Below are 18,517 nucleotides of genomic sequence, written 5' to 3'. Positions count from 1 at the left end.
CACAGCTCTCAGTTGCAGCGAACCGATTCATACAGCGGTATCCGTCAAGACCCCCGCATTTCGCCTTTTGCAGTTGCTTGTTTTCTCCGAAATCAGGTCACAAGCCGGATAACTGTTACAGAATCTCTTGAATTTCTGGACCGCTTCTTAGGCGAATAGCCCTGCCATCACTGCCTGATCGCATTGCGAAACCACTCCAGCTCCGTCCGCGTGATCCGGGAAAATGCTTCGGCTCACTCCGCGGATATCGCACCTGCGGAATCTCGCACCCTGCCGGACGCGCAAACAGAAATCCCTGCATGTAACGGATCCCGAACCCTCGCAGCGTCAGGTACTCCTCCACCGTCTCGACACCCTCGGCGATCAGCTTCACCCGAAGCTTACGGCACACCTTGCTGAATGCCTCGACGATCGTCTTCTTCGCGCGGTTCGACGCGATCCCCTTGATCAGCTCCCGATCGATCTTCACCACATCCGGAGCGCATCGCGCCAACACACTCAGCCCCGCATACCCCGCCCCGAAGTCATCAATCGCAATCACCACCCCAGCCTTGCGATGCAGATCGACGATCCGTGCCAGTTCGTTGCCATCCAGCCGCACACCCTCTGACAACTCCAGCACCAGAGACTCTGTTCGCAGTCCATAGTGCTTCGCCAGCCGAACCACGTAGTAAGCGTCCTTGCCGCGCAGCTCCATCAAAGGCCCAAGGTTGATGGCAAGTTTAACGCCGCTCTCCTCCAACCGCATCGCTGCAGCCAGACGCAACGACCTCGCCATCGCAAGCTTGTCGAATGCAGGAATCTCAGAAGGCTCAAAGTCCTTTACCAGCTCGGAGTAGTTCTCTCCATGCGGCCCGCGGCACAGTGCCTCATACGCATAGACCGTCTCGGTCTCTAAGTCCACGATCGGCTGCAAGACAATCTGAAACTCAGGAAAAGTCCTTCGCATCCGATGCTTCGATCTGTAACCGCTCCGCGTCGAATCAAACATTACAGGGCCCCCTTACTTCACACAGCGCAATCAGTCTGGGAGAGACAAACATTTCCTTTGCTTCCACTCGCCAAACGGGCCATGTCGGGGTGTTCTCCCCTACAATCCGGCAAGTTGTAATTGAGCTAACGAAGAAAACATCGGCTCGGATGTAGCCTTTCTTTAATTCCCACTCCAAAAGTGGCTCTTTCGGCGGCAATTTGATATCACCGATGAATTCCCCAACCCCAATCCACAGCGGAAAAAGAGCAGCCCGAAAAGGCTGCCCTCTTCCCTACGCATCAAATCCCCATCGGCAGCGGGGACTAGCCTACTTCCTGCTCGCCGGCGGCACAATCCCGTTCATCCGCAGATACTCCACCAGCTGCCCATAATGATCGAAGCCATGCGCCACCAGGCCGCCCGCAAGGCTCGCCCGCGTCTGCGTCCCACGCACGCTCTCAAAAGCGTTCTTCGTCGTCAGCGTGCCAAACGCCTTATGCGCAAACACGAACGAAGCCTTCAGCGCCTCAACCGCCTGATCCTTCCCTTGATATCCGCCAGCGCCTTCACATCCACATCCGGCTTCGTCCCGCTCACCATCGAACCATAAAAGTAGTTCGCCGAAGCCACATGCAGCACCATCGCGCGAAATGTGCTCACCGTCGCATATTCGCTTCCCTGCCCAGCCGCAAAGATCGCCGCACTCGGTGCGAAATCAAACTTGTCCGCCGGCATCGCCTCGGCCAGCGGCACAAACTCCTCTTCCAAGCCCTTCAGCATCCCATCGAAGCTCTTCGCCGGTTCAATGATCGTTCCCGCAGCAATCTTCGGCTCTTTCGCATCCATCTGCGCCCGCGCGCCCGTCACACAACAACCCGCCAGCGCCAACGCCACAACCATCCGCTTCATCATCATCGTCTCTCCATATCGTTTCAAATGTGTTACAAACATTAGCCGCAGAACCGCGCTAAGCCTATCAGATTTCACCTCTTCATATGTCACGAAGCAGCGCCCCGCAGCCATCAACTCCGCGAAATCATCCCCACGATAAAAATCCTCCCAGCACCCAATGCCCTGCAGAGTCTAAGAGGAAGGAAACATCGCATCAGCCTTGACCTCTTCAATCTGCAACGCATGCCGCTTCGCATGCTGGCCCAACACCACCAGCCACTGATAGCAGTCCAGATCTCCAAACGCAATGTGAGGAAAGAAGTGTTCGCGAAGACTCGCATCCGACTTTGCAGCAAAATCCACCGTCCGCGCCCGAACCCTTCGCAGCTCCGCCACCAGCTCGCTCCGGTCAGTCCACCGCCCCACCGGGCGAACAGCCTCCCGCGCACTGAACTTGATAGCCCGTGCCTCCGCCAGTCCAAGTACCAGCGGCTCCTTCTTCCCAACCTCAGCCATCTTCTCCGGCTCCGCAACCCCGGCCAACGTCTTCGCGATCGCGCCCCGAATGAACTCCTCAAACAGAATGCAGTGCTCGATAATCTCCGCGATCGACCACCGATCCGGTCTCTCTCGAAACTTCCACTGCTCCTCCGTCAAACCATCAACCAACTCCTGCAGACGCGCCTCACTGGAAGCCAGTTGCTCCAACACAAGTCGCCGCTCCTCTACTTCCATTTCTCGCTCCCGTCCTGCCAACCACTCTCTTCCAACGATTGAAGCACAACATCGGCGGCAAAAACAGAAGCCTCTGCTCTCAATAAATAACTCACACTCACCAGGCCACCTAGTCCCAGTTCGCACGAGCCCAGTTGATCAGTTGCAAAAAGGCAGGCCCCGCCGATGCCACATTGTTATCGTCTTCAAACGGCCACGGAGCAAAAGGATTCAGCGAAAACTCCGCCTCCCCCCAACATCCACGCCCACAACATAAGGCCCATCCGGCCACTCAGCAAAATACGGCCCGCCGGAGTCCCCGGGACTGGAATCCCCGTCCTGAGTCTCCAGTTCCATAGCATCGCCGGAGTCGTTGCTATCCTCATCGTCATCATGAAAGCTGATCCCACCCTGAAAAGAGGGCTGCTCCGCATTCGCGATGAGACCCGGATAGCCAACCAGAGTCCAGACATTCAGATCGTTCCAGTTATCGTCATACGACCGTGAACCGAGCCAGCCCAGACTATCTCCCAGGCGGTCCTGCAGCTTCAACACCGCAAAATCAAACGCGGGGGCTGGAGGGCTATTCGTGTCGTACGAGGAAGACGCCTCAACATACGAGGTCACCCCAACGCCCGCGACCGACACTCCATTAAAGTAGCCCGGCGTAAATTGAATCATCGCCGGGTTCGCGCCCCACGGCACCATGTGCGACGCAGTGATCACGGTATTGGGTCCCACCAGCGTTCCCGTTCCGATCCCCGACGGGATAAAGCTCGAAGGATCCGTATAAACATCCAGCCTCCCTATGCACTGCCACGGATACCCCGACGGGAAGAAGGCCTGCCGCGCATCGCTGCCCCAGATATATCCGTGCGGATAGAGGCGGCTGCCGTCTTTGCGCCTCAGCATGGTTCTCGTCATCCGCGGAGACAGCTTCGGATGGTAGATCCGGTCAGCCCACTCCGCATAGAAAGGAGGCGAGGGCGGAGGCAGAGGCAGCGTCGGAGACTCCACCTGGATTCCGGGGCGCTGGCGAATGTACTCCTGAATAGGCAATCCACGCACCAACCCGTACTTGTTTTCAATCTGGTACGCCGCCATCCCATCCTTCAGCGACACCTTGTGGATCAACTTCTCTAACTTCAAATCGCCCGGCGCATCAACAAAGGTAAAGCTGTTGGATGACTTGAGTGATTGCAGCGCCTTGGGCGCCGTTCCGTGCTTCATCACATTGTCTAAGCGAAACACCTGCTCCCGAGTCAGTGGTGAAGATGCTTTGTGAGAGTCCAGTTTTGCCTTTCGCGCCATAGTGATCTCCTTGTGATTCAGATCTCAAGTTCCCATCACGCCCGGGGAATTCAGGAGGTCCATCTGGCGCACACTCGACCGCTTAGGCCAGCGTCACTTCATCCTCGATCTCTCCCTCTCTTCGCGTTTCGCCCTCCGGCCAATAAACTCGCACCTTCCACGTTCCCAGGAAACGAGAGCCCATACTTCATGCCTTGTATCGTGACGAATCGAGCCTTCGCGTTACGCCGGATTTATCTTCTTCGCTCACACTCGATGCGAGTACAACGTGCGGCATAAAACGTTGGCGGTCCTGTATCAAATCCTATGCACGCCAGTCAGCTTCGAATCACACTGGCAGTAAAATAAAACCATGAGCCGAATCTACATGGACGCAAACGCCACCACGCCTCTCCTCCCCGAGGTCTTCGAGGCCATGCGTCCCTTCTTCCTGGAGCACTACGGCAACGCCAGCTCCATCCATCAACAAGGCCAGTTCGCTCGCGCCGCCGTCGACCACGCCCGCGACCAGATCGCCAATCTCCTCCACTGCCGCACCTCCGAGATCGTCTTCACCTCCGGCGGCACCGAGAGCGACAACCTCGCCCTCTTCGGCACGCTCGAGAATGCCGCCGCACCCGCTCACTTCATCACCACCAGCATCGAGCACGACGCCATCCTCCGCGCCGCCGCGGCCCTCGCCAAAAAGAAGATAGAAGTCACCATCCTCCCCAGCACCCCGCAAGGCGTCATCGAGCCAACCGCCTTACTCGCAGCCATCCGCCCCGAGACAAAGCTCGTCAGCGTCATGTTCGCCAACAACGAGACCGGCGTCATCCAGCCCATCGCCGCGCTGGCCGCCATCGCCCACGCCTCTGGCGCTCTCTTCCACACCGACGCCGTCCAGGTCGTAGGCCGACTCCCACTCGACCTCAGCCCCAAAGGCGCGCTCAAGGACGTTGACCTCCTCACAATCTCGGGCCACAAGATCTACGCCCCCAAAGGCATCGGTGTCCTCTTCGTTCGTCGCAACGTCCGCCTCGCCCCTATGCTCCACGGCGGCAGCCACGAGCGCCAGCGCCGCGCCGGAACCGAAAACGTAGCCGGCATCGTCGCCATCGGTAAAGCCGCCGAACTGGCCCAGGCCTGGCTTGCGCAAGCCCCTCCACAGACTCAGTCACCGACAACACAAATCCGGGCACCAACACAAATCTGAGCAACGAAAAAATCCGGGTGCCCCCTATCTCGACTCTGAGATGTGGGCATCGGGCGCAAGCCCGACCGCTCCCCCCACCTCATCTCCGCCGACAGCCCCGCACATCTCGCTGCCCTGCGCGACCGTCTCGAGCAAGCCATCCTATCCCAGGTAGAAGAGTGCGGCGTCAACGGAGCCGGAGCCCCGCGCGTCTCCAACACCACCAGCCTCTACTTCGATCACCTCGAAGCCGAAGCCCTCGTCATCGCTCTCGACCTCAAGGGCCTCTCCGTCAGCGGAGGCTCCGCCTGCCAATCCGGAGCTACCGAACCCTCCCACGTCCTCACCGCAATGGGCCTCTCTCCCGCCCGCGCCCGCGCCAGCATCCGCTTCTCTCTCTCCCGCCTCACCACCGGCGAAGAGATCGACGAAGCCCTTACCCTCATCCCGACCGCGGTAGCCCGCCTCCGCGACCTGAGCCCCACCTGGCGCAAGGCCCCCGCCCTGACTCCCGCCTAGTGGGCTGAATCTAAAAAGCAGCGAAGGATCCCATAAGCCACCCGCAAGCCTTTGCTGTCATCCTAAGCGCAGCGAAGAATCCCATAGCCACCCACAAGCCCTTGCTGTCATCCTGAGCGCAACAAAGGATCCCATAGGCACCCACAAGCCTTTGCTGTCATCCTGAGCGCAGCGAAGAATCCCATAGCCACCCACAAGCCTTTGCTGTCATCCTGAGCGCAGCGAAGGATCCCGACGAGCCCCGCGCTACCCCTACCGCTCGTCTCTTTCAGCCCGCCTCTCCACGCCGTTGCCTGTTCTTTATCTTCCCTTGCGAGATGCTCCCCATCGACACGCAATTTTTGCGTTGTGAACTTCACATTCAAAACAACTAGCCGACCAAAAGGAAGCGCCTCGCAAGAGGCGGCCAAATCCGGCAAAAATAAATCCGCACAAGTTGGCGTATCTTCCGTCACGGAAAAACACGCGGCGAAACACCACGTTCCACCACGCATCTCACCGCAAATTCACCACCGGAAAACCACGTCCAAAAGACCGTTTTCGCCAAAACCCCCAGCAAAAACGGCCCTCCACTACGCTCACAGGTACCAGGGAATATTAACCACCACAATCCTCTGATTCCCCTTCACCAGCAGCAACAACTTCAACAACTGAACCCGCTGATTATGCAGCGCATTCTCCCACCAGTGCCGCACCACCAGCTCCGGCAGCAGAACCGCCACCTTCCGCCCGGGATTATCCTCCTCGAGCTTCAAAATGTAGTCCATCAGCGGGGTAATAACGAATCGGTACGAGGAAGGAATCGTCACCAGCTCCGGTTCCTGCAGCCCGTCCTTCTTGATCGGATCCATCACATACTCATGCCAAAGCTCGTCCAGACTGCCCTCTTCGTCATCCGAGTGCACATGCACGACTTTGATCTCCTTCGAAAGCAGCAGCCCAAACCGCATCGCCTTCTCCGTAATCCGGTCCCACCGCGCCATCGGTATCACCACAATCGGCTCCTGCAGATTCACCAGGTTCAACGGCGTCATATCCGCCATCTCCCGCTTCACCCGCGAGTAGTGCCGCTTTACCACCCACATGATTGCAATCAGCATCGGAACCAGCAAGGCCGTGACCCACGCCCCCGCCCGGAACTTCGCCACCAGCACAACGAGCGTTGTAATCCCCGTCGCCACCGCGCCCGTGCCGTTCACAACCATGTGCCAGACGCGTCCCTTGTGAGCCTCGCCCTTCTTCCAATGCACCACCATCCCCGCCTGCGAGAGCGTGAACGCAAGGAACGCTCCAATCGCATACAGCGGAATCAACCGGTCCGTCACACCACCAAACAGAATCAGGATCACCGCCGTGAACCCTGTCAGCGCATAGATCCCATGCGAGTACAACAGCCGCCGCCCGCGCAGAATAAACACATGCGGCAGATAATCATGCAGCGCAATCGCCCGCGTCAGTCGAGGAAAATCAGCAAACGCCGTGTTCGCACTCAACGCCAGCGCCAGCAGAACGCTGCCCATCGTCAGAAAATAAAACCACCCCGCCCGAAGACCGCAGTCACCAGCAGGCTCAGCAAACTTTGAAAATGCGCCGCATCCGGATCCATCGGCATCACCTGGTAGGTCTTAGCCAGATAAGCAATCCCGAACAGCAGCACCATCAGGATCCCGATAATCACCGTAAGCGTCCGCTGCGCCCGCTGCACCCTGGGTTCGCCGAACGCCATCACTCCGTTCGACACCGCCTCCACACCAGTCATCGCCGCGCATCCGCTCGCGAACGCCTTCAGCAGCATCCACGTTCCCAGCGTCCCCACCGTGGCCGGCAGCGCAGCAGGAATCGGAGCCATCGGCATCGGATGCCCACCCGCATGCACCGTCTTCCACATCCCAACCACAATCAGCGCCAGCAGCGTGCTCACAAAAAGGAACGTAGGCACCATAAATGCCGTTCCCGTATCCTTCACGCCGCGCATATTCACCAACGCAAGAATCACAAGAATGATCAGACAAATCAGCAGAGTATGGTTCTGCAAACCTGCAAACCGCGTGCCCTGCACCGACGACGTCAGCGCCGTCACACCCGCCGAGATCCCCACCGCCGCCGTCAGAATATAGTCGATCATCAGCGCCGCCGCTGCCAGCAGCCCAGGCTTCTCGCCCAAATTCTCCGATGCGACCGTAAAACTTCCACCCCCGCCAGGGTAAGCAGCAATCGTCTGTCTGTAACTGAAGTACACGATCGCCAGCAGAATCAGAATCGCCCCGATAATCCGCCAGCCATACTCCACCCCGCCGATCCCCAAGGGAATCAGCAGTGTCATCGCCGCCTCCGGCCCGTACGCGGCGCTTGTCAGCCCATCCAGGCCGAAGATGGGTATTCCCGCTGCGACACCAATATGCTCTGCCCGCTCCTCACTCGTAGCAAGCGGCCGTCCAATAATCGAATCTGTTAATGACATACGATTTAGATCCTACCGCCTCTGTCAACCCAACTCACTCAATCTCCAAATTTAACCTTCACCCCCTCCAAAAAGTCGTAAAGATCGCATAAAGACTCGTACGATCCCCGCCGCCCGAAAGGAGTTCCGAACATCGCGCCCCGCCTATAATCAACTCATAAAGATTTCAGGAGAATTCATGTCCACTGCTGCTCTCTACGACATCCCCGTCCACAAAATCACCGGCGAAGGCACCTCGCTCGCCGACTACCGCGGCAAAGTCCTCCTCATCGTCAACGTCGCCTCCAAGTGCGGCCTCACGCCCCAGTACGACGCCCTCGAAAAGATCTACGCCCGCTTCAAAGACTCCGGCTTCGTCGTCTGTGGCTTCCCTGCCAACGACTTCGGCGCTCAGGAACCGGGCTCGAACGAGGACATCCAGACCTTCTGCCGCTCCACCTTCGGCGTCGACTTCCCCATGTTCTCGAAGATCACCGTCACCGGCCCCAACACCCACCCTCTCTACCAATCCCTCATCGCCGCCGAACCAAAGGCCACCAGCCCGGGCCGCGAAGCCTTCCGCGAAAACCTCAACGGCTTCCTCCAGCAGCACAACTCCACCACCAATCCCGAACCCGGCATCCTCTGGAACTTCGAAAAGTTCCTCATCGACCGCAACGGCAGGGTCGCCGCCCGTTTCTCGCCCGAGGTCCTCCCCGACGATCCGGCCGTAGTCGCCGCCATCGAATCCGCCCTCAACTCCTGAACATCGAACCACAAACTTTGAGCCGGAGAGCACTCTCCAGAGCATGTCTCAAAACTCCTCTCCAAAATCGTCATTTCGACCGGAGCCGCGCAGGTCTCATCGCGTGGCGGATTTGAGCCAGAGACGCACTCTCCAGAGCATGTCTCAAAACTCCCTTCCAAATCGTCATTTCGACCGAAGCCGCGCAGGTCTCATCGCGTGGCGGATTTGAGCCAGAGACGCACTCTCCAGAGCATGTCTCAAAACTCCCCTCCAAATCGTCATTTCGACCGGAGCCGCGCAGTCTCATCGCGCGGCGGAGTGGAGAAACCCCGCATTTCGCTCTTTGCTTCTACCTTTCACCGATCCACAGCCTTCGGGGGTGCTTAGCCTACTGAGGCCCAAAAATCAGCCTGCGTCCTTTCGTTCTCCTCATCCGTCTCACCTAATATCTAAAATCCCCCTTAGCTTCGAGAGGAACCGTCCCCGCTAATGACCATCCGCACTGCTCTCCTGCCTCTAGCCCTGCTCACCCTCGGAACCCCTGGCCTTCTGCAAGCCCAGCAGGCTCCCATTCAGATCACCGCCGACCTCTCCGAAGCTCCCCGCAAGGTCTATCACGCCGAAGTCGACATTCCCGTCCAGCCCGGCCCCGTCTCTCTCACCACGCCCAAGTGGATCCCCGGCAACCACCGCCCCACAGGCCCCGTCGATGACATTACCGGAGTCGTCTTCACCGCTAACGGCAAAGTCCTCCCCTGGCGTCGCGACGACGAAGACCTCTACGAGTTCCACGTCACCGTCCCCGATGGAGTCACCACCCTCCACGCTCACCTCGACTGCATCGTCACCGCCCGCGTCACCGACAAGCTCGCCGTCCTCGAATGGGAAAAACTCCTCCTCTACCCCGCGAAGACTCCCGTCAAAGACATCGCCATTCAGCCCTCCGTCAAAGTCCCTGCAGGTTGGGGCATCGGCACCGCGCTCACTCCAACCGACGGCTATGATCCGCAGAACCCCAAAGGCGGCCTCACCCACTACGCCGCCACCACCGTCGAGCAGCTCGAAGACTCCCCGTCATCACCGGCCAGTACTTCCACGAGTTCGCCCTCGCACCCGAGGTCACACCCAAGCACTACATCGACGTAGTCTCCGACTCACCCGAAGACTCGAAGCTCCGCCCCGCGCTCCTCGCCGAACTCAACAACCTCGTCCGCGAAACCGGCGCCGCCTACGACTCGCGCCACTACAACGTCTACCACTTCCTCCTCACCCTCTCTGACGTAGCCGGCGGCGAGGCCTCGAGCACGGCCAGTCCTCCGACAACGGTGTAGGCGAAAAGGGCTTCTCCGACCCCTCGCATCAACTCGCCGAATCCGACCTCCTCTCCCACGAGTTCACCCACTCCTGGAACGGCAAGTACCGCCGCCCCTTCAACCTCTATCAGGACGACTTCGAGAAGATGCAGCAGGGCTCGCTCCTCTGGGTCTACGAAGGCATGACCCACTACCTCGGCAACGTCCTCGCCGCCCGCTCCGGCCTCAAGTCGCAGGAGCAGTACCGCGACATGCTCGCACTCTCCGCCGCACAGCTTGATTACAAGCCCGGACGCGAGTGGCGCTCCACCGAAGACACCGCCATCGCCGCCAGCATCCTCCGCGGCGGCAACCCCGCCTGGTCGAACTGGCGCCGAGGCCAGGACTACTACCAGGAAGGCGAGCTCTTCTGGCTCGACGCCGACACCCTCATCCGCCAGAAGACGAACAACAAGAAGTCCCTCACCGACTTCCTTCACATCTTCCTCGGCAAAGGCGGCAACACCGGCCCGCTCATCGTCACCTACAACCGCGACGAGCTCATCGCCGACCTCGACCAGGTCTACAAGTACGACTGGGCCACCTTCATCCACGAGCATATCGACAACCTCAACCCCCACGCCGACCTCGCCGGCATCGAACGCGGCGGCTACAAGCTCGTCTACACCGATGAGCCTTCAAAGTCCGAACGCACCATGGCCGACTCCGGCAGCCGCCGCGGCACTTCGGTCAACGTCTGGTACTCCTCGGTATCCGCATCACCGCCGAAGGCAACATCGCCGACGTCCGCTGGAACGGCCCAGCCGACAAAGCAAAACTCTTCCCCGGACAGAAGATCATCGCCGTCAACGGAAAGGTCTACTCCCCCGACGCCCTCAAGACCGCAGTCAAACAGGCAAAGGGAACCTCCGAGCCCATCCACTTCATCCTCCAGAGCGACGCCTTCGTCACCACCGCCGACATCGACTACCACGACGGCGCACGCTACCCACAACTGGTCCGCGTAGACGGCACCCCCGCCTACCTCGACGACATCACCAAACCACTAGCCAAGTCCGAACCCATCCCCGCAGAGAAGAAAGAAAAAGACTCCACGGAAGAATCATCCAAATAAAAATAGAAAACTCGAAAACCAAAGCGCCGTCCTCAATCAAAGGCGGCGCTTTTCACTGCGACCTGGAAGTAACGAACTGCCAAAGCGGTTCCCTCGCGGGTGCAGGGGCAAATTCGTAGTGCAGGGGCAAATTCGTAGCATCGCTAATCCCTTATCACTCGTCATCTCGACCGAAGTCGCGCAGTCTTATCGCGCGACGCAGTGGAGAGATCCCTGTATTTCGTCTTTAGGTAGTGGGTGTGTTTTTTGCAATTCTCTAGATATATCCGATTGCTGGTAGCCTCATATTCGTCCACATAGAGAACTTAGACAATGCCAGAGCTATATCTGTACTTTCGCTGCCCGAAATGTTGATGACCGAACGATACTCCCCGACTCCACCCTTGTAGATCCATCAGCACGTCACCGTCGGATGCCAGGGATACTTGGATTTACATCCCAACGCGAAACCACTATTTTCGCTACCCGTAGCACCATACACCTCGCCCGTCACATAGCTTGCCTCCTGCGAAGCCAGCAACACATACAGAGGAGCCATCTCCACCGGCTGCCCCGGCCGTTTCATCGGCGTCTCCGAACCGAAATCCGGAATCTTCTTGGCAGGCTACCCACCGCTGGTCTGCAGCGGAGTCCACACCGGCCCCGGTGCCACACAGTTCACCCGAATCCCCTCCTCCGCCACCTGCCGCGCCAGCGCTCTCGTAAACGCAAGGATCGCTGCCTTCGTCGGAGCGTAGTCGAGCAAACTTGACTAGGATGCGTCGCCTGAATCGAAGCCGTCGTAATGATCGATCCACCCGGCGGCATCAACAGCAGCGCCGCCTTGCACATCCAGAACAGCGCAAACACATTCACCCGATAGGTCTCTTCAAACAGCTTTGTCGTCATGTCCGCAATCTTTTCGACCGCGTGCTGTCTGCCCGCCACACAAGCCAGAATATCCAGCCCACCCAGCTTCTTATGCGCCTCCTTCACCAGCTTCACGCAGAACTTCTCATCCTTCAGATCGCCCGGCAGCGCAATCGCCTTCCTTCCTTCAGCCTCAATCAACGCAATCACCTCACGCGCATCCGCCTCTTCGCTGGGCAGATAGTTGATCGCAACATCAGCGCCCTCTCGCGCAAAGGCAATCGCCGCAGCACGTCCAATCCCAGAGTCCCCGCCCGTCACCAGCGCCTTCCGATTCGGCAGCCGTCCGCTCCCCCGGTAGCTCGTCTCGCCATGATCGGCCTTCGGCGTCATCTTCTTATCCAGCCCCGGCACCCCCTGCGTCTGCTTCTTGAACCTTGGCCGCGGATACTGCTTCGTCGGATCCTGCAACGTATAAAGACCACTCATCGAAATCACCAACCCCTTTTCATAAAGCTTTCACTTGCCCGATTGGATGCGGATTCGGCGAAGACACGCTAACCCATCCCCGCGAAAAAATTAGGGGCTGAACCCTGGCAAAATTCGATAAGCTTGAAGACCATCACGCGGAGATACTCGGCCTGCATGCTTACTCTCACCCAAAACATAGTCATCCTCATCGTCACGATGGCCTGCTCCATGCTCTTCCTGGCTCTTCTCAACCGCGTCTGGCCACGCGAACGCCGCACCGTGCACAACGACCTCATCGGCTGGCAGCTCGGCATCCTCGGCACCACCTACGCGGTCATTCTTGGCTTCATGCTCTACACCGTCTGGACCAACTTCGGTGAAGCAAACCTCAACGCCGACCTCGAAGCCAACTCCCTGCGCAACCTCCATCAACTCGCCGAAGGTCTTCCGTCGCCGCAGCGCCTACTCCTCCAACACCAGACCCGCGCCTACGTCGATGCGGTCATCAACCAGGACTGGCCCGAGATGCATAACAGCCGCCTCCCCGAAGAAAGCAGCCTCATCAATCGCGATATGTGGAAGACCCTCATGTCCGTCAAAGCCGCCTCCCCCTCCGAACTCCTCGCCGAAGATCACGCCCTCAGCGAACTAAGCGCCCTCACCGAACACCGCCGCACCCGCCTCATCCAAAGCGCCTATCGCCTTCCCACCATCTTCTGGGCGGTTCTCCTCGCCGGCGGACTCGTCACCATTCTCTCGGCCTCCCTCTTCGGCTCAGCCAATCGAGCCCTTCACGCGCTCCAGATCTTCTGCTTCACCCTCCTCATCACCCTCGTGCTGCTCGCCATCGCCGACGTCAACCTGCCCTTTCGCGGCTGGGTGCACGTCACCGACTTCGCCTTCCAGCGCGCCCAGCAAAATATGAGCGAATAGCAGCTCCGATCGTGATATCCGATATATCTTGGATCCAGCGCAAAACTATCGCCTGCCCGGGAGTCAACATTGACATCGCAGACCAGCCACCTTCGCCGCTTCGCTCTCCTCTCTCCTCTCCGTCGTAGCCGCCGCCACAGCCCAGACCGCGCCCACAAAGTGGCCCGCCCAGGACGCCACCTACGTCATCAAAAACTTCCACTTCAACACCGGAGAAACCCTCCCCGAACTGAAGCTCCACTACCTCACCCTCGGCCAACCCCACCGCGGCGCCGACGGCCACACCGACAACGCCGTCCTCCTCCTCCACGGCACCGGCGGCGACGCCCACTCCCTCCTCAACCCCGCCTTCTCTGGCATCCTCTTCGGCCCCGGCCAACCATTCGACATCACAAAATTCTTCATCATCCTCCCCGACGACATCGGCCAGGGCGAATCTTCCAAGCCCTCCGACGGCCTCCACATGCGCTTCCCGCAGTACGACTACGACGACATGGTCGCCTCGCAGCACACCATGCTCCTCGAAGGCCTCCACGTCGATCACCTCCGCCTCATCCTCGGCACCTCCATGGGCTGCATGCAGTCCTTCGTCTGGGGCGAGACCTTCCCCAAATTCTCTGATGCCCTCGCGCCCTTCGCCTGCCTCCCCGTCGAACTCGCAGGCCGCAACCGCATGTGGCGCTACATGGCCATGGAGTCCATCAAGCACGATCCCGCCTGGAACAACGGCGAGTACACCACCGAACCCGCCGAAGGCCTCCGAGGAGCAAACGACCTCATCGTCATCGCCGGCAGCGCCCCGCTCCAGATGCAGAAAAACAACCCCACCCGCGCCCAGGCCGAAGCCTACATCGACCGCGTCCTCACCGCCGACATCGCCCGCACCGATGCCAACAACTTCCTCTACTACGTCAACGCCTCGCGCAACTACAATCCCGAACCGAAGCTCTCCACCATCACCGCCCCTGTCCTCTGGATCAACTCCGCCGACGACTTCATCAACCCACCCGAACTCGGCATCGCGGAAAAGTTGGTCGCCCGGATGCCCAACGCAAAGTTCATCCTCATCCCCATCTCCGACGCCACCCGCGGCCACGGCACCCACACCCAGGCCGTCGTCTGGAAGCAGTACCTCATCGACTTCCTGGCTCAGACAGAAAAACACTAGAGCGAAGTCTTATTCCCTTCCGACCAACGGGACGACCAACACCCACCAATCGCCCCGAAAAAGGTATACGAGTCACGAAGTGACCGCCCGTATCGGGGTCCCACAAACAGGTCTTCGTTTGTGGGGTGACAAAGCGCAGTGGGCCCGTCCGGCAGGACCTATCTTTCACACCAAAAACTGAAACAAAAAAGGTGCGGAGAGCCCTCTCTCCGCACCTTCGTTCCTTACCACACCGGCAATCAGCTACCGACGATAGTTCTGAGCATAGCTGTCATGAGGCAGACCTTCCCCGCGACCCTTCCTCACCATCGCAAACGCCTCATCCCGGCTCATCGTCCCGCCAACCACAACCAGGTACGGCGCATGCCCATTCGGCGTGAACACCTCGGGCCGCAGATCCGGATGCTTCGCGGCAATAGTTGTCACCTTCTGCTGAGCCAAAGCCTCATGGTTATAAGTAAACGCCACCACCCGCCACTGGCCATTGCCACTCCCCTGCGTCGTTCGCTCAGGCACCGAAGCCACCGGCGTCACCGCAGCCGCAGCAGGAGTGGCTACAGCAGGAGCCGCTTCAGCAGCAGGAGCCTCCAGGGCGGGCGCGGGAGCCGCGTCACTTCCCTCCGTCACAATCGCAGGCACAGCAGAGTTCGCCTGTACCGCCGCGCTCGACTTCGACCATCGACCATGCACAAAGAATGCAATCAGCAGCAACAGCAGCATCGCCCCCACACCGATCGCAAGCCGCCGCCCTTCGATGCCGCGTGTCTCCACCTCCACCGGCACTTGGACGCGATGCGTAGGATACGTCGGAAGCTCAGCAGGCGTCTCAGCCACCTTCTCCGTCTGAGGCTCCTTCACCGCAACAGGGCGGGCCTCTACCCGAATCTCCGTATCCGGCCGCAACGCCGCGACGATCTCCGGAATTCCCCACTCCCCGCTCATTCCCTTGCGAATAATTGCATCGAACGGAGCCTCCAGCGGCTGGTCTCGCTTCGTCTCGTCCAACACCTTCTTCTGCGTCAACGCCTGCAGCAGCACCACCGCGAAATCACGCGCGTCTTTGCTCTTCAGCTCGCGTCCCTCCTGCCCCTCGGGAGTCTCCCGAATGCAGTCGCTTCGCAGCTTGATCGCCTCACCAACCGCAAGCACATTCGCCGGCTCGATATGCTCATGCACAAAGCCATTCGTATGCAGCGCGTCGAGCGCAGACGCAAGGCTCGTCGCCACCTGTCTCGTCTCCTGCACCGTCAACCGTCGCTCCGCCACAATCTCGCCCATGTTGGCATCCACAGACTCCATCACCGCGTAGACCAGCGAGGTCTCATCCAGCGTCACGCGGCCAAACTGAATCAGCTTCACGAGATGCGGATGATTCAGTGCCTGGATCCCGCGCCACCGCACCAGGATCTCCTCATCATCGAAGTGAGATTCGATCAGCCGTATCACCGTCGGCCCACCCACGCCGTTCGACGTCGAAAAGAAGGCGCTCCTGCCTTCGGGCCGTATCAGCTTCGTGAGAGGAAACGCTCCATCGATCGTTCTTCCTTCATATTCCGTCCAGAGTTCCATGTTAATCCACCGTCCTAAGTATTGACTCAAGGGAGAAGGCCGCACAGGCCAAAATAAAACAAAGAGGGACGACGAAAACACCTTTGTGCAACCATACGCCTCGTACACCAGTGACCATTATCCTTTATTGCGCCGCGCCTCTCAACGGATACTAGCTCCCCGATGGAATTACCAGGTATTGCTCTAGCTTCCCGTCCGGCTCCTCATACGTCGTCACCCGCAGTTGCCTGTCAGGAAAGCTCACGGTAAAGACCCGAAACCTCATCCCGCCACGCAACTCCTCGTCCGCCTGCTTGAAGCTGCTAGGCGTCCCCAGGGGTTTCAAGCTGCTCGCAAAATCCTGCAACGCCTCCGCCGTAAAATAAGCATCGCAAAACGCCGTCAACTGCGAACGATCCAGCTTCCCGTCCTGCAACCCGGTAAAGATATCCAGCGCACGCTTCTCCGCCGCCGCAGCGCCATCCGCCGCACTGGGGCCGGCGCTCTGCCCAAGCACCAGCGGAGCGATCTTCCGCACCAAAGCAGCCGCCGCGCTCGAAGCATCTTCATTCGTCAGCACCGTCACCGCCGCCTTGTCGTCAGGAAACACCGTATTCTGCGAGACAAACCCCGATACCTCCCCGCTATGCGACACGATGCGGTGCCCCTCTCGCTCCCCCACCTGCACCCCCAACCCATAATGCGTGCCGCTCCCGTCCTTCAGCTTCGCCTCCGTAAACATCTCCTCATAGGAAGCCGGAGCCAGCAACGTCCTATTCATCAAGCTGATATTCCACAACGCCAGATCGCTCGCCGGCATCGCCAGCTCCCCCGCCGCAAACATCCATCCCGTACCCTCCTGCGGAGCCGGACGCAGCGGCCCCAGAGCATGCTGGTAATAGCCCGTCGGATCGTTGGCCGGCAGCCGGCTCGCATCCGAGTTCAAAACCCCGGTCATCTTCAATGGCTTGAAGACCCGCTCCTGCAACTGCTCGATCAACGGCTTGCCAGCAACAATCTCCGCGATCCGCCCCGCAATCACATAGTTCGTATTCGAGTACTGCCACTTCGTCCCGGGCTCGAAGTCCAGCGGCTTCTTTCCCCACACGTCCAGAATGTGTTGTGGCGTCGACGGCTGCATCATCGACGTCATCACATAGTCCTCAGGCCAGAAGTCCTGATACCCCGAGGTCATCGAAAGCACCTGCCGCACCGTCACGTCCTTCGCCCGCGTCAACTCCGGCAGATACTTCCCCACAGGATCGTCCAGCTTCACCTTGCCGTCCTGCACCAGCAACAAAATCACCGCCGCCGTAAACTGCTTGCTCACCGACCCGATCGAGTACTGCATCCTCGACTCCGCCAACATCACCGGCTCCAGCCGCGCCTTTCCATAAGCCTTCACGAACGCGATCTTCCCATCCTGCACCACCGCCACCGAAGCACTCGGCACGCCAGTATCCTTCATCACCTCAGCCGCCGCCGCGTCGATCCCGGCCGCCGTAGCTGCCGACAGCAAACTCTGCGACCACGCCGCGCTTACCGCCACAAAACCCAATCCAAAAACGCCGCCGCTCTAACTCGCAGATTCACCATGCACGAAAGACTATCAGCGCCCCCATCGACTCGCCACCCCGCCGCATTCAACCAGCGAACATAATTATTTAAGGCTCTCAAAACACCAACTACAATCCTCGTCAGCAGATTCCGGGCCCCAGCAAACACTCCCAAAGCACCCACCCTCAAGGAGAGTCCATGTCAGGCACGTTCGAAATCAAGAAGGCAAAAGACGGCGAGTTCTACTTCCATCTAAAGGCCAGCAACGGCCAGATCATCCTGGCCAGCGAGATGTACGTCGGCAAGTCTTCCGCCGAAAATGGCATCGAGTCAGTCAAGAAGAACGCCTCCAACGACGCCCACTACGAGCGCAAGGAATCCAAAAACGGCCAGCACATGTTCAACCTCAAGGCCGCCAACCACCAAGTCATCGGCACCAGCGAAACCTACACCACCACCTCGGCGCGCGACGCCGGCATCGAGTCCGTCAAAGCCAACGCCCCCGAAGCCCCAATCCACGACCTGACCGCATAAGTACCCGGACATGTGAACGCCGCACGTTCATTCTGGCAATCCGGCAATGCGTTAGATTTGAAGTCGTGGACTATCGCCGAACTGACTTGCTAGCGGTGGCGCGCTCATGTGCGGTGGAGGGGCAACTGTGAAGATCAAAGCGGTTGAAAACTCGACTGCTGTGGCGGAATTGACTGGGGAGAGATAAGCATAATCAATAACGCTCTTAACGAAATTTGTAATGGTATCCACCTCGAAGGAGAATTCGATACACGCATGGG

The 18,517-nt window shown here is 59.2% G+C and carries 18 protein-coding genes and 2 pseudogenes; 8 read left to right on the top strand and 12 right to left on the bottom strand.

The genetic code is table 11. The features are described 5' to 3' along the window. Positions 1-115: 115 nt before the first annotated feature. The 5 genes from RBB80_RS17600 to RBB80_RS17580 form a co-directional block, all read right to left on the bottom strand. The gene (locus RBB80_RS17600) at positions 116-949 is read right to left on the bottom strand and encodes an EAL domain-containing protein (protein ID WP_433963792.1); all 834 of its coding nucleotides are present in this window, start codon (positions 947-949) and stop codon (positions 116-118) included. 352 nt (positions 950-1,301) lie between these two features. Then, on the bottom strand, positions 1,302-1,481 hold the full coding sequence (locus RBB80_RS17595; protein ID WP_433963791.1) for a hypothetical protein: 180 nt from the start codon (positions 1,479-1,481) through the stop codon (positions 1,302-1,304). An 11-nt stretch (positions 1,482-1,492) separates the two neighbouring features. After that, positions 1,493-1,888, bottom strand: coding sequence for a hypothetical protein (locus tag RBB80_RS17590; protein ID WP_433963790.1), 396 nt, complete (start codon positions 1,886-1,888; stop codon positions 1,493-1,495). 168 nt (positions 1,889-2,056) lie between these two features. After that, positions 2,057-2,599 (bottom strand): DinB family protein, encoded by a 543-nt coding sequence (locus RBB80_RS17585; protein ID WP_433963789.1) that lies wholly within the window; start codon positions 2,597-2,599, stop codon positions 2,057-2,059. A 210-nt stretch (positions 2,600-2,809) separates the two neighbouring features. Continuing rightward, the gene (locus tag RBB80_RS17580) at positions 2,810-3,889 is read right to left on the bottom strand and encodes a trypsin-like serine peptidase (protein ID WP_433963788.1); all 1,080 of its coding nucleotides are present in this window, start codon (positions 3,887-3,889) and stop codon (positions 2,810-2,812) included. A 352-nt stretch (positions 3,890-4,241) separates the two neighbouring features. Here RBB80_RS17580 and RBB80_RS17575 point away from each other — a divergent pair, with 352 nt between their 5' ends. Together RBB80_RS17575 and RBB80_RS17570 are read left to right on the top strand one after the other, a co-directional pair. Then, positions 4,242-5,084, top strand: coding sequence for a cysteine desulfurase family protein (locus tag RBB80_RS17575; RefSeq protein ID WP_433963787.1), 843 nt, complete (start codon positions 4,242-4,244; stop codon positions 5,082-5,084). Positions 5,085-5,126: 42 nt separating this feature from the next. Beyond that, the gene (locus RBB80_RS17570; protein ID WP_433963786.1) at positions 5,127-5,582 is read left to right on the top strand and encodes an aminotransferase class V-fold PLP-dependent enzyme; all 456 of its coding nucleotides are present in this window, start codon (positions 5,127-5,129) and stop codon (positions 5,580-5,582) included. A gap of 578 nt (positions 5,583-6,160) precedes the next feature. Here the strand turns inward: RBB80_RS17570 and RBB80_RS17565 are convergent. Both RBB80_RS17565 and RBB80_RS17560 read right to left on the bottom strand, forming a co-directional pair. Beyond that, positions 6,161-7,102, bottom strand: a complete 942-nt coding sequence (locus RBB80_RS17565; RefSeq protein WP_433963785.1) for an amino acid permease — start codon at positions 7,100-7,102, stop codon at positions 6,161-6,163. 2 nt (positions 7,103-7,104) lie between these two features. After that, positions 7,105-8,043 carry an amino acid permease gene (locus RBB80_RS17560; RefSeq protein ID WP_433963784.1) on the bottom strand — a complete coding sequence of 313 codons (939 nt, stop codon included), beginning with the start codon at positions 8,041-8,043 and terminating at the stop codon, positions 7,105-7,107. Between the two features lie 178 nt (positions 8,044-8,221). On the opposite strand from RBB80_RS17560, the gene RBB80_RS17555 reads away from it, so the two are divergent. The 3 genes and pseudogenes from RBB80_RS17555 to RBB80_RS17545 form a co-directional block, all read left to right on the top strand. Continuing rightward, complete coding sequence (locus RBB80_RS17555) at positions 8,222-8,788, top strand: glutathione peroxidase (protein ID WP_433963783.1); 567 nt, start codon at positions 8,222-8,224, stop codon at positions 8,786-8,788. Positions 8,789-9,259: 471 nt separating this feature from the next. Further along, entirely contained in the window at positions 9,260-9,916 is a 657-nt protein-coding gene (locus tag RBB80_RS17550; protein ID WP_433963782.1) for a hypothetical protein, read from the top strand. A gap of 289 nt (positions 9,917-10,205) precedes the next feature. Beyond that, positions 10,206-11,090: pseudogene (locus RBB80_RS17545) on the top strand (hypothetical protein); the annotation flags it as partial. Positions 11,091-11,591: 501 nt separating this feature from the next. On the opposite strand, the gene RBB80_RS17540 reads toward RBB80_RS17545, so the two are convergent. From RBB80_RS17540 to RBB80_RS17530, 3 genes are read right to left on the bottom strand one after another with little or no spacing between them, the layout of a single operon-like run. After that, a complete protein-coding gene (locus RBB80_RS17540; protein WP_433963781.1) occupies positions 11,592-11,762 on the bottom strand; it encodes a hypothetical protein in 171 nt (56 codons plus the stop codon). Positions 11,763-11,801: 39 nt separating this feature from the next. Continuing rightward, complete coding sequence (locus tag RBB80_RS17535; RefSeq protein WP_433969727.1) at positions 11,802-11,879, bottom strand: hypothetical protein; 78 nt, start codon at positions 11,877-11,879, stop codon at positions 11,802-11,804. Next, positions 11,855-12,535, bottom strand: coding sequence for an SDR family NAD(P)-dependent oxidoreductase (locus RBB80_RS17530; protein ID WP_433963780.1), 681 nt, complete (start codon positions 12,533-12,535; stop codon positions 11,855-11,857). Before RBB80_RS17530 ends, RBB80_RS17535 begins: the two co-directional genes overlap by 25 nt. A 156-nt stretch (positions 12,536-12,691) precedes the next feature. Between RBB80_RS17530 and RBB80_RS17525 the strand changes: the two genes are divergently transcribed. Together RBB80_RS17525 and RBB80_RS17520 are read left to right on the top strand one after the other, a co-directional pair. Continuing rightward, on the top strand, positions 12,692-13,450 hold the full coding sequence (locus tag RBB80_RS17525; RefSeq protein ID WP_433963779.1) for a DUF4239 domain-containing protein: 759 nt from the start codon (positions 12,692-12,694) through the stop codon (positions 13,448-13,450). Positions 13,451-13,616: 166 nt separating this feature from the next. Then, positions 13,617-14,618: pseudogene (locus RBB80_RS17520) on the top strand (alpha/beta fold hydrolase); the annotation flags it as partial. Positions 14,619-14,861: 243 nt separating this feature from the next. Here RBB80_RS17520 and RBB80_RS17515 read toward each other — a convergent pair. Both RBB80_RS17515 and RBB80_RS17510 read right to left on the bottom strand, forming a co-directional pair. Continuing rightward, complete coding sequence (locus RBB80_RS17515) at positions 14,862-16,187, bottom strand: protein kinase domain-containing protein (protein WP_433963778.1); 1,326 nt, start codon at positions 16,185-16,187, stop codon at positions 14,862-14,864. A 151-nt stretch (positions 16,188-16,338) separates the two neighbouring features. After that, on the bottom strand, positions 16,339-17,715 hold the full coding sequence (locus RBB80_RS17510; RefSeq protein WP_433963777.1) for a serine hydrolase domain-containing protein: 1,377 nt from the start codon (positions 17,713-17,715) through the stop codon (positions 16,339-16,341). A gap of 206 nt (positions 17,716-17,921) precedes the next feature. Here RBB80_RS17510 and RBB80_RS17505 point away from each other — a divergent pair, with 206 nt between their 5' ends. After that, a complete protein-coding gene (locus RBB80_RS17505) occupies positions 17,922-18,257 on the top strand; it encodes a YegP family protein (protein WP_433963776.1) in 336 nt (111 codons plus the stop codon). Positions 18,258-18,517 lie beyond the last annotated feature (260 nt).

It is taken from the genome of Tunturiibacter gelidiferens (genome assembly GCF_051013345.1).
Classification (GTDB): Bacteria; Acidobacteriota; Terriglobia; order Terriglobales; family Acidobacteriaceae; genus Edaphobacter; species Edaphobacter gelidiferens_A.
Note: the sequence above shows the minus strand (reverse complement) of the source record. Positions and strands in the feature narration are given on the sequence as shown.

Bases quoted from the DNA above. Each gene is read 5' to 3' on its own strand.
- RBB80_RS17560 (WP_433963784.1), bottom strand. From the start codon at position 8,043: ATGTCATTAACAGATTCGATTATTGGACGGCCGCTTGCTACGAGTGAG.
- RBB80_RS17530 (WP_433963780.1), bottom strand. From the start codon at position 12,535: ATGAGTGGTCTTTATACGTTGCAGGATCCGACGAAGCAGTATCCGCGG.
- RBB80_RS17505 (WP_433963776.1), top strand. From the start codon at position 17,922: ATGTCAGGCACGTTCGAAATCAAGAAGGCAAAAGACGGCGAGTTCTAC.
- RBB80_RS17555 (WP_433963783.1), top strand. From the start codon at position 8,222: ATGTCCACTGCTGCTCTCTACGACATCCCCGTCCACAAAATCACCGGC.
- RBB80_RS17590 (WP_433963790.1), bottom strand. From the start codon at position 1,888: ATGATGATGAAGCGGATGGTTGTGGCGTTGGCGCTGGCGGGTTGTTGT.
- RBB80_RS17600 (WP_433963792.1), bottom strand. From the start codon at position 949: ATGCGAAGGACTTTTCCTGAGTTTCAGATTGTCTTGCAGCCGATCGTG.
- RBB80_RS17580 (WP_433963788.1), bottom strand. From the start codon at position 3,889: ATGGCGCGAAAGGCAAAACTGGACTCTCACAAAGCATCTTCACCACTG.
- RBB80_RS17550 (WP_433963782.1), top strand. From the start codon at position 9,260: ATGACCATCCGCACTGCTCTCCTGCCTCTAGCCCTGCTCACCCTCGGA.
- RBB80_RS17525 (WP_433963779.1), top strand. From the start codon at position 12,692: ATGCTTACTCTCACCCAAAACATAGTCATCCTCATCGTCACGATGGCC.
- RBB80_RS17565 (WP_433963785.1), bottom strand. From the start codon at position 7,102: ATGGGCAGCGTTCTGCTGGCGCTGGCGTTGAGTGCGAACACGGCGTTT.
- RBB80_RS17585 (WP_433963789.1), bottom strand. From the start codon at position 2,599: ATGGAAGTAGAGGAGCGGCGACTTGTGTTGGAGCAACTGGCTTCCAGT.
- RBB80_RS17515 (WP_433963778.1), bottom strand. From the start codon at position 16,187: ATGGAACTCTGGACGGAATATGAAGGAAGAACGATCGATGGAGCGTTT.
- RBB80_RS17540 (WP_433963781.1), bottom strand. From the start codon at position 11,762: ATGAAACGGCCGGGGCAGCCGGTGGAGATGGCTCCTCTGTATGTGTTG.
- RBB80_RS17575 (WP_433963787.1), top strand. From the start codon at position 4,242: ATGAGCCGAATCTACATGGACGCAAACGCCACCACGCCTCTCCTCCCC.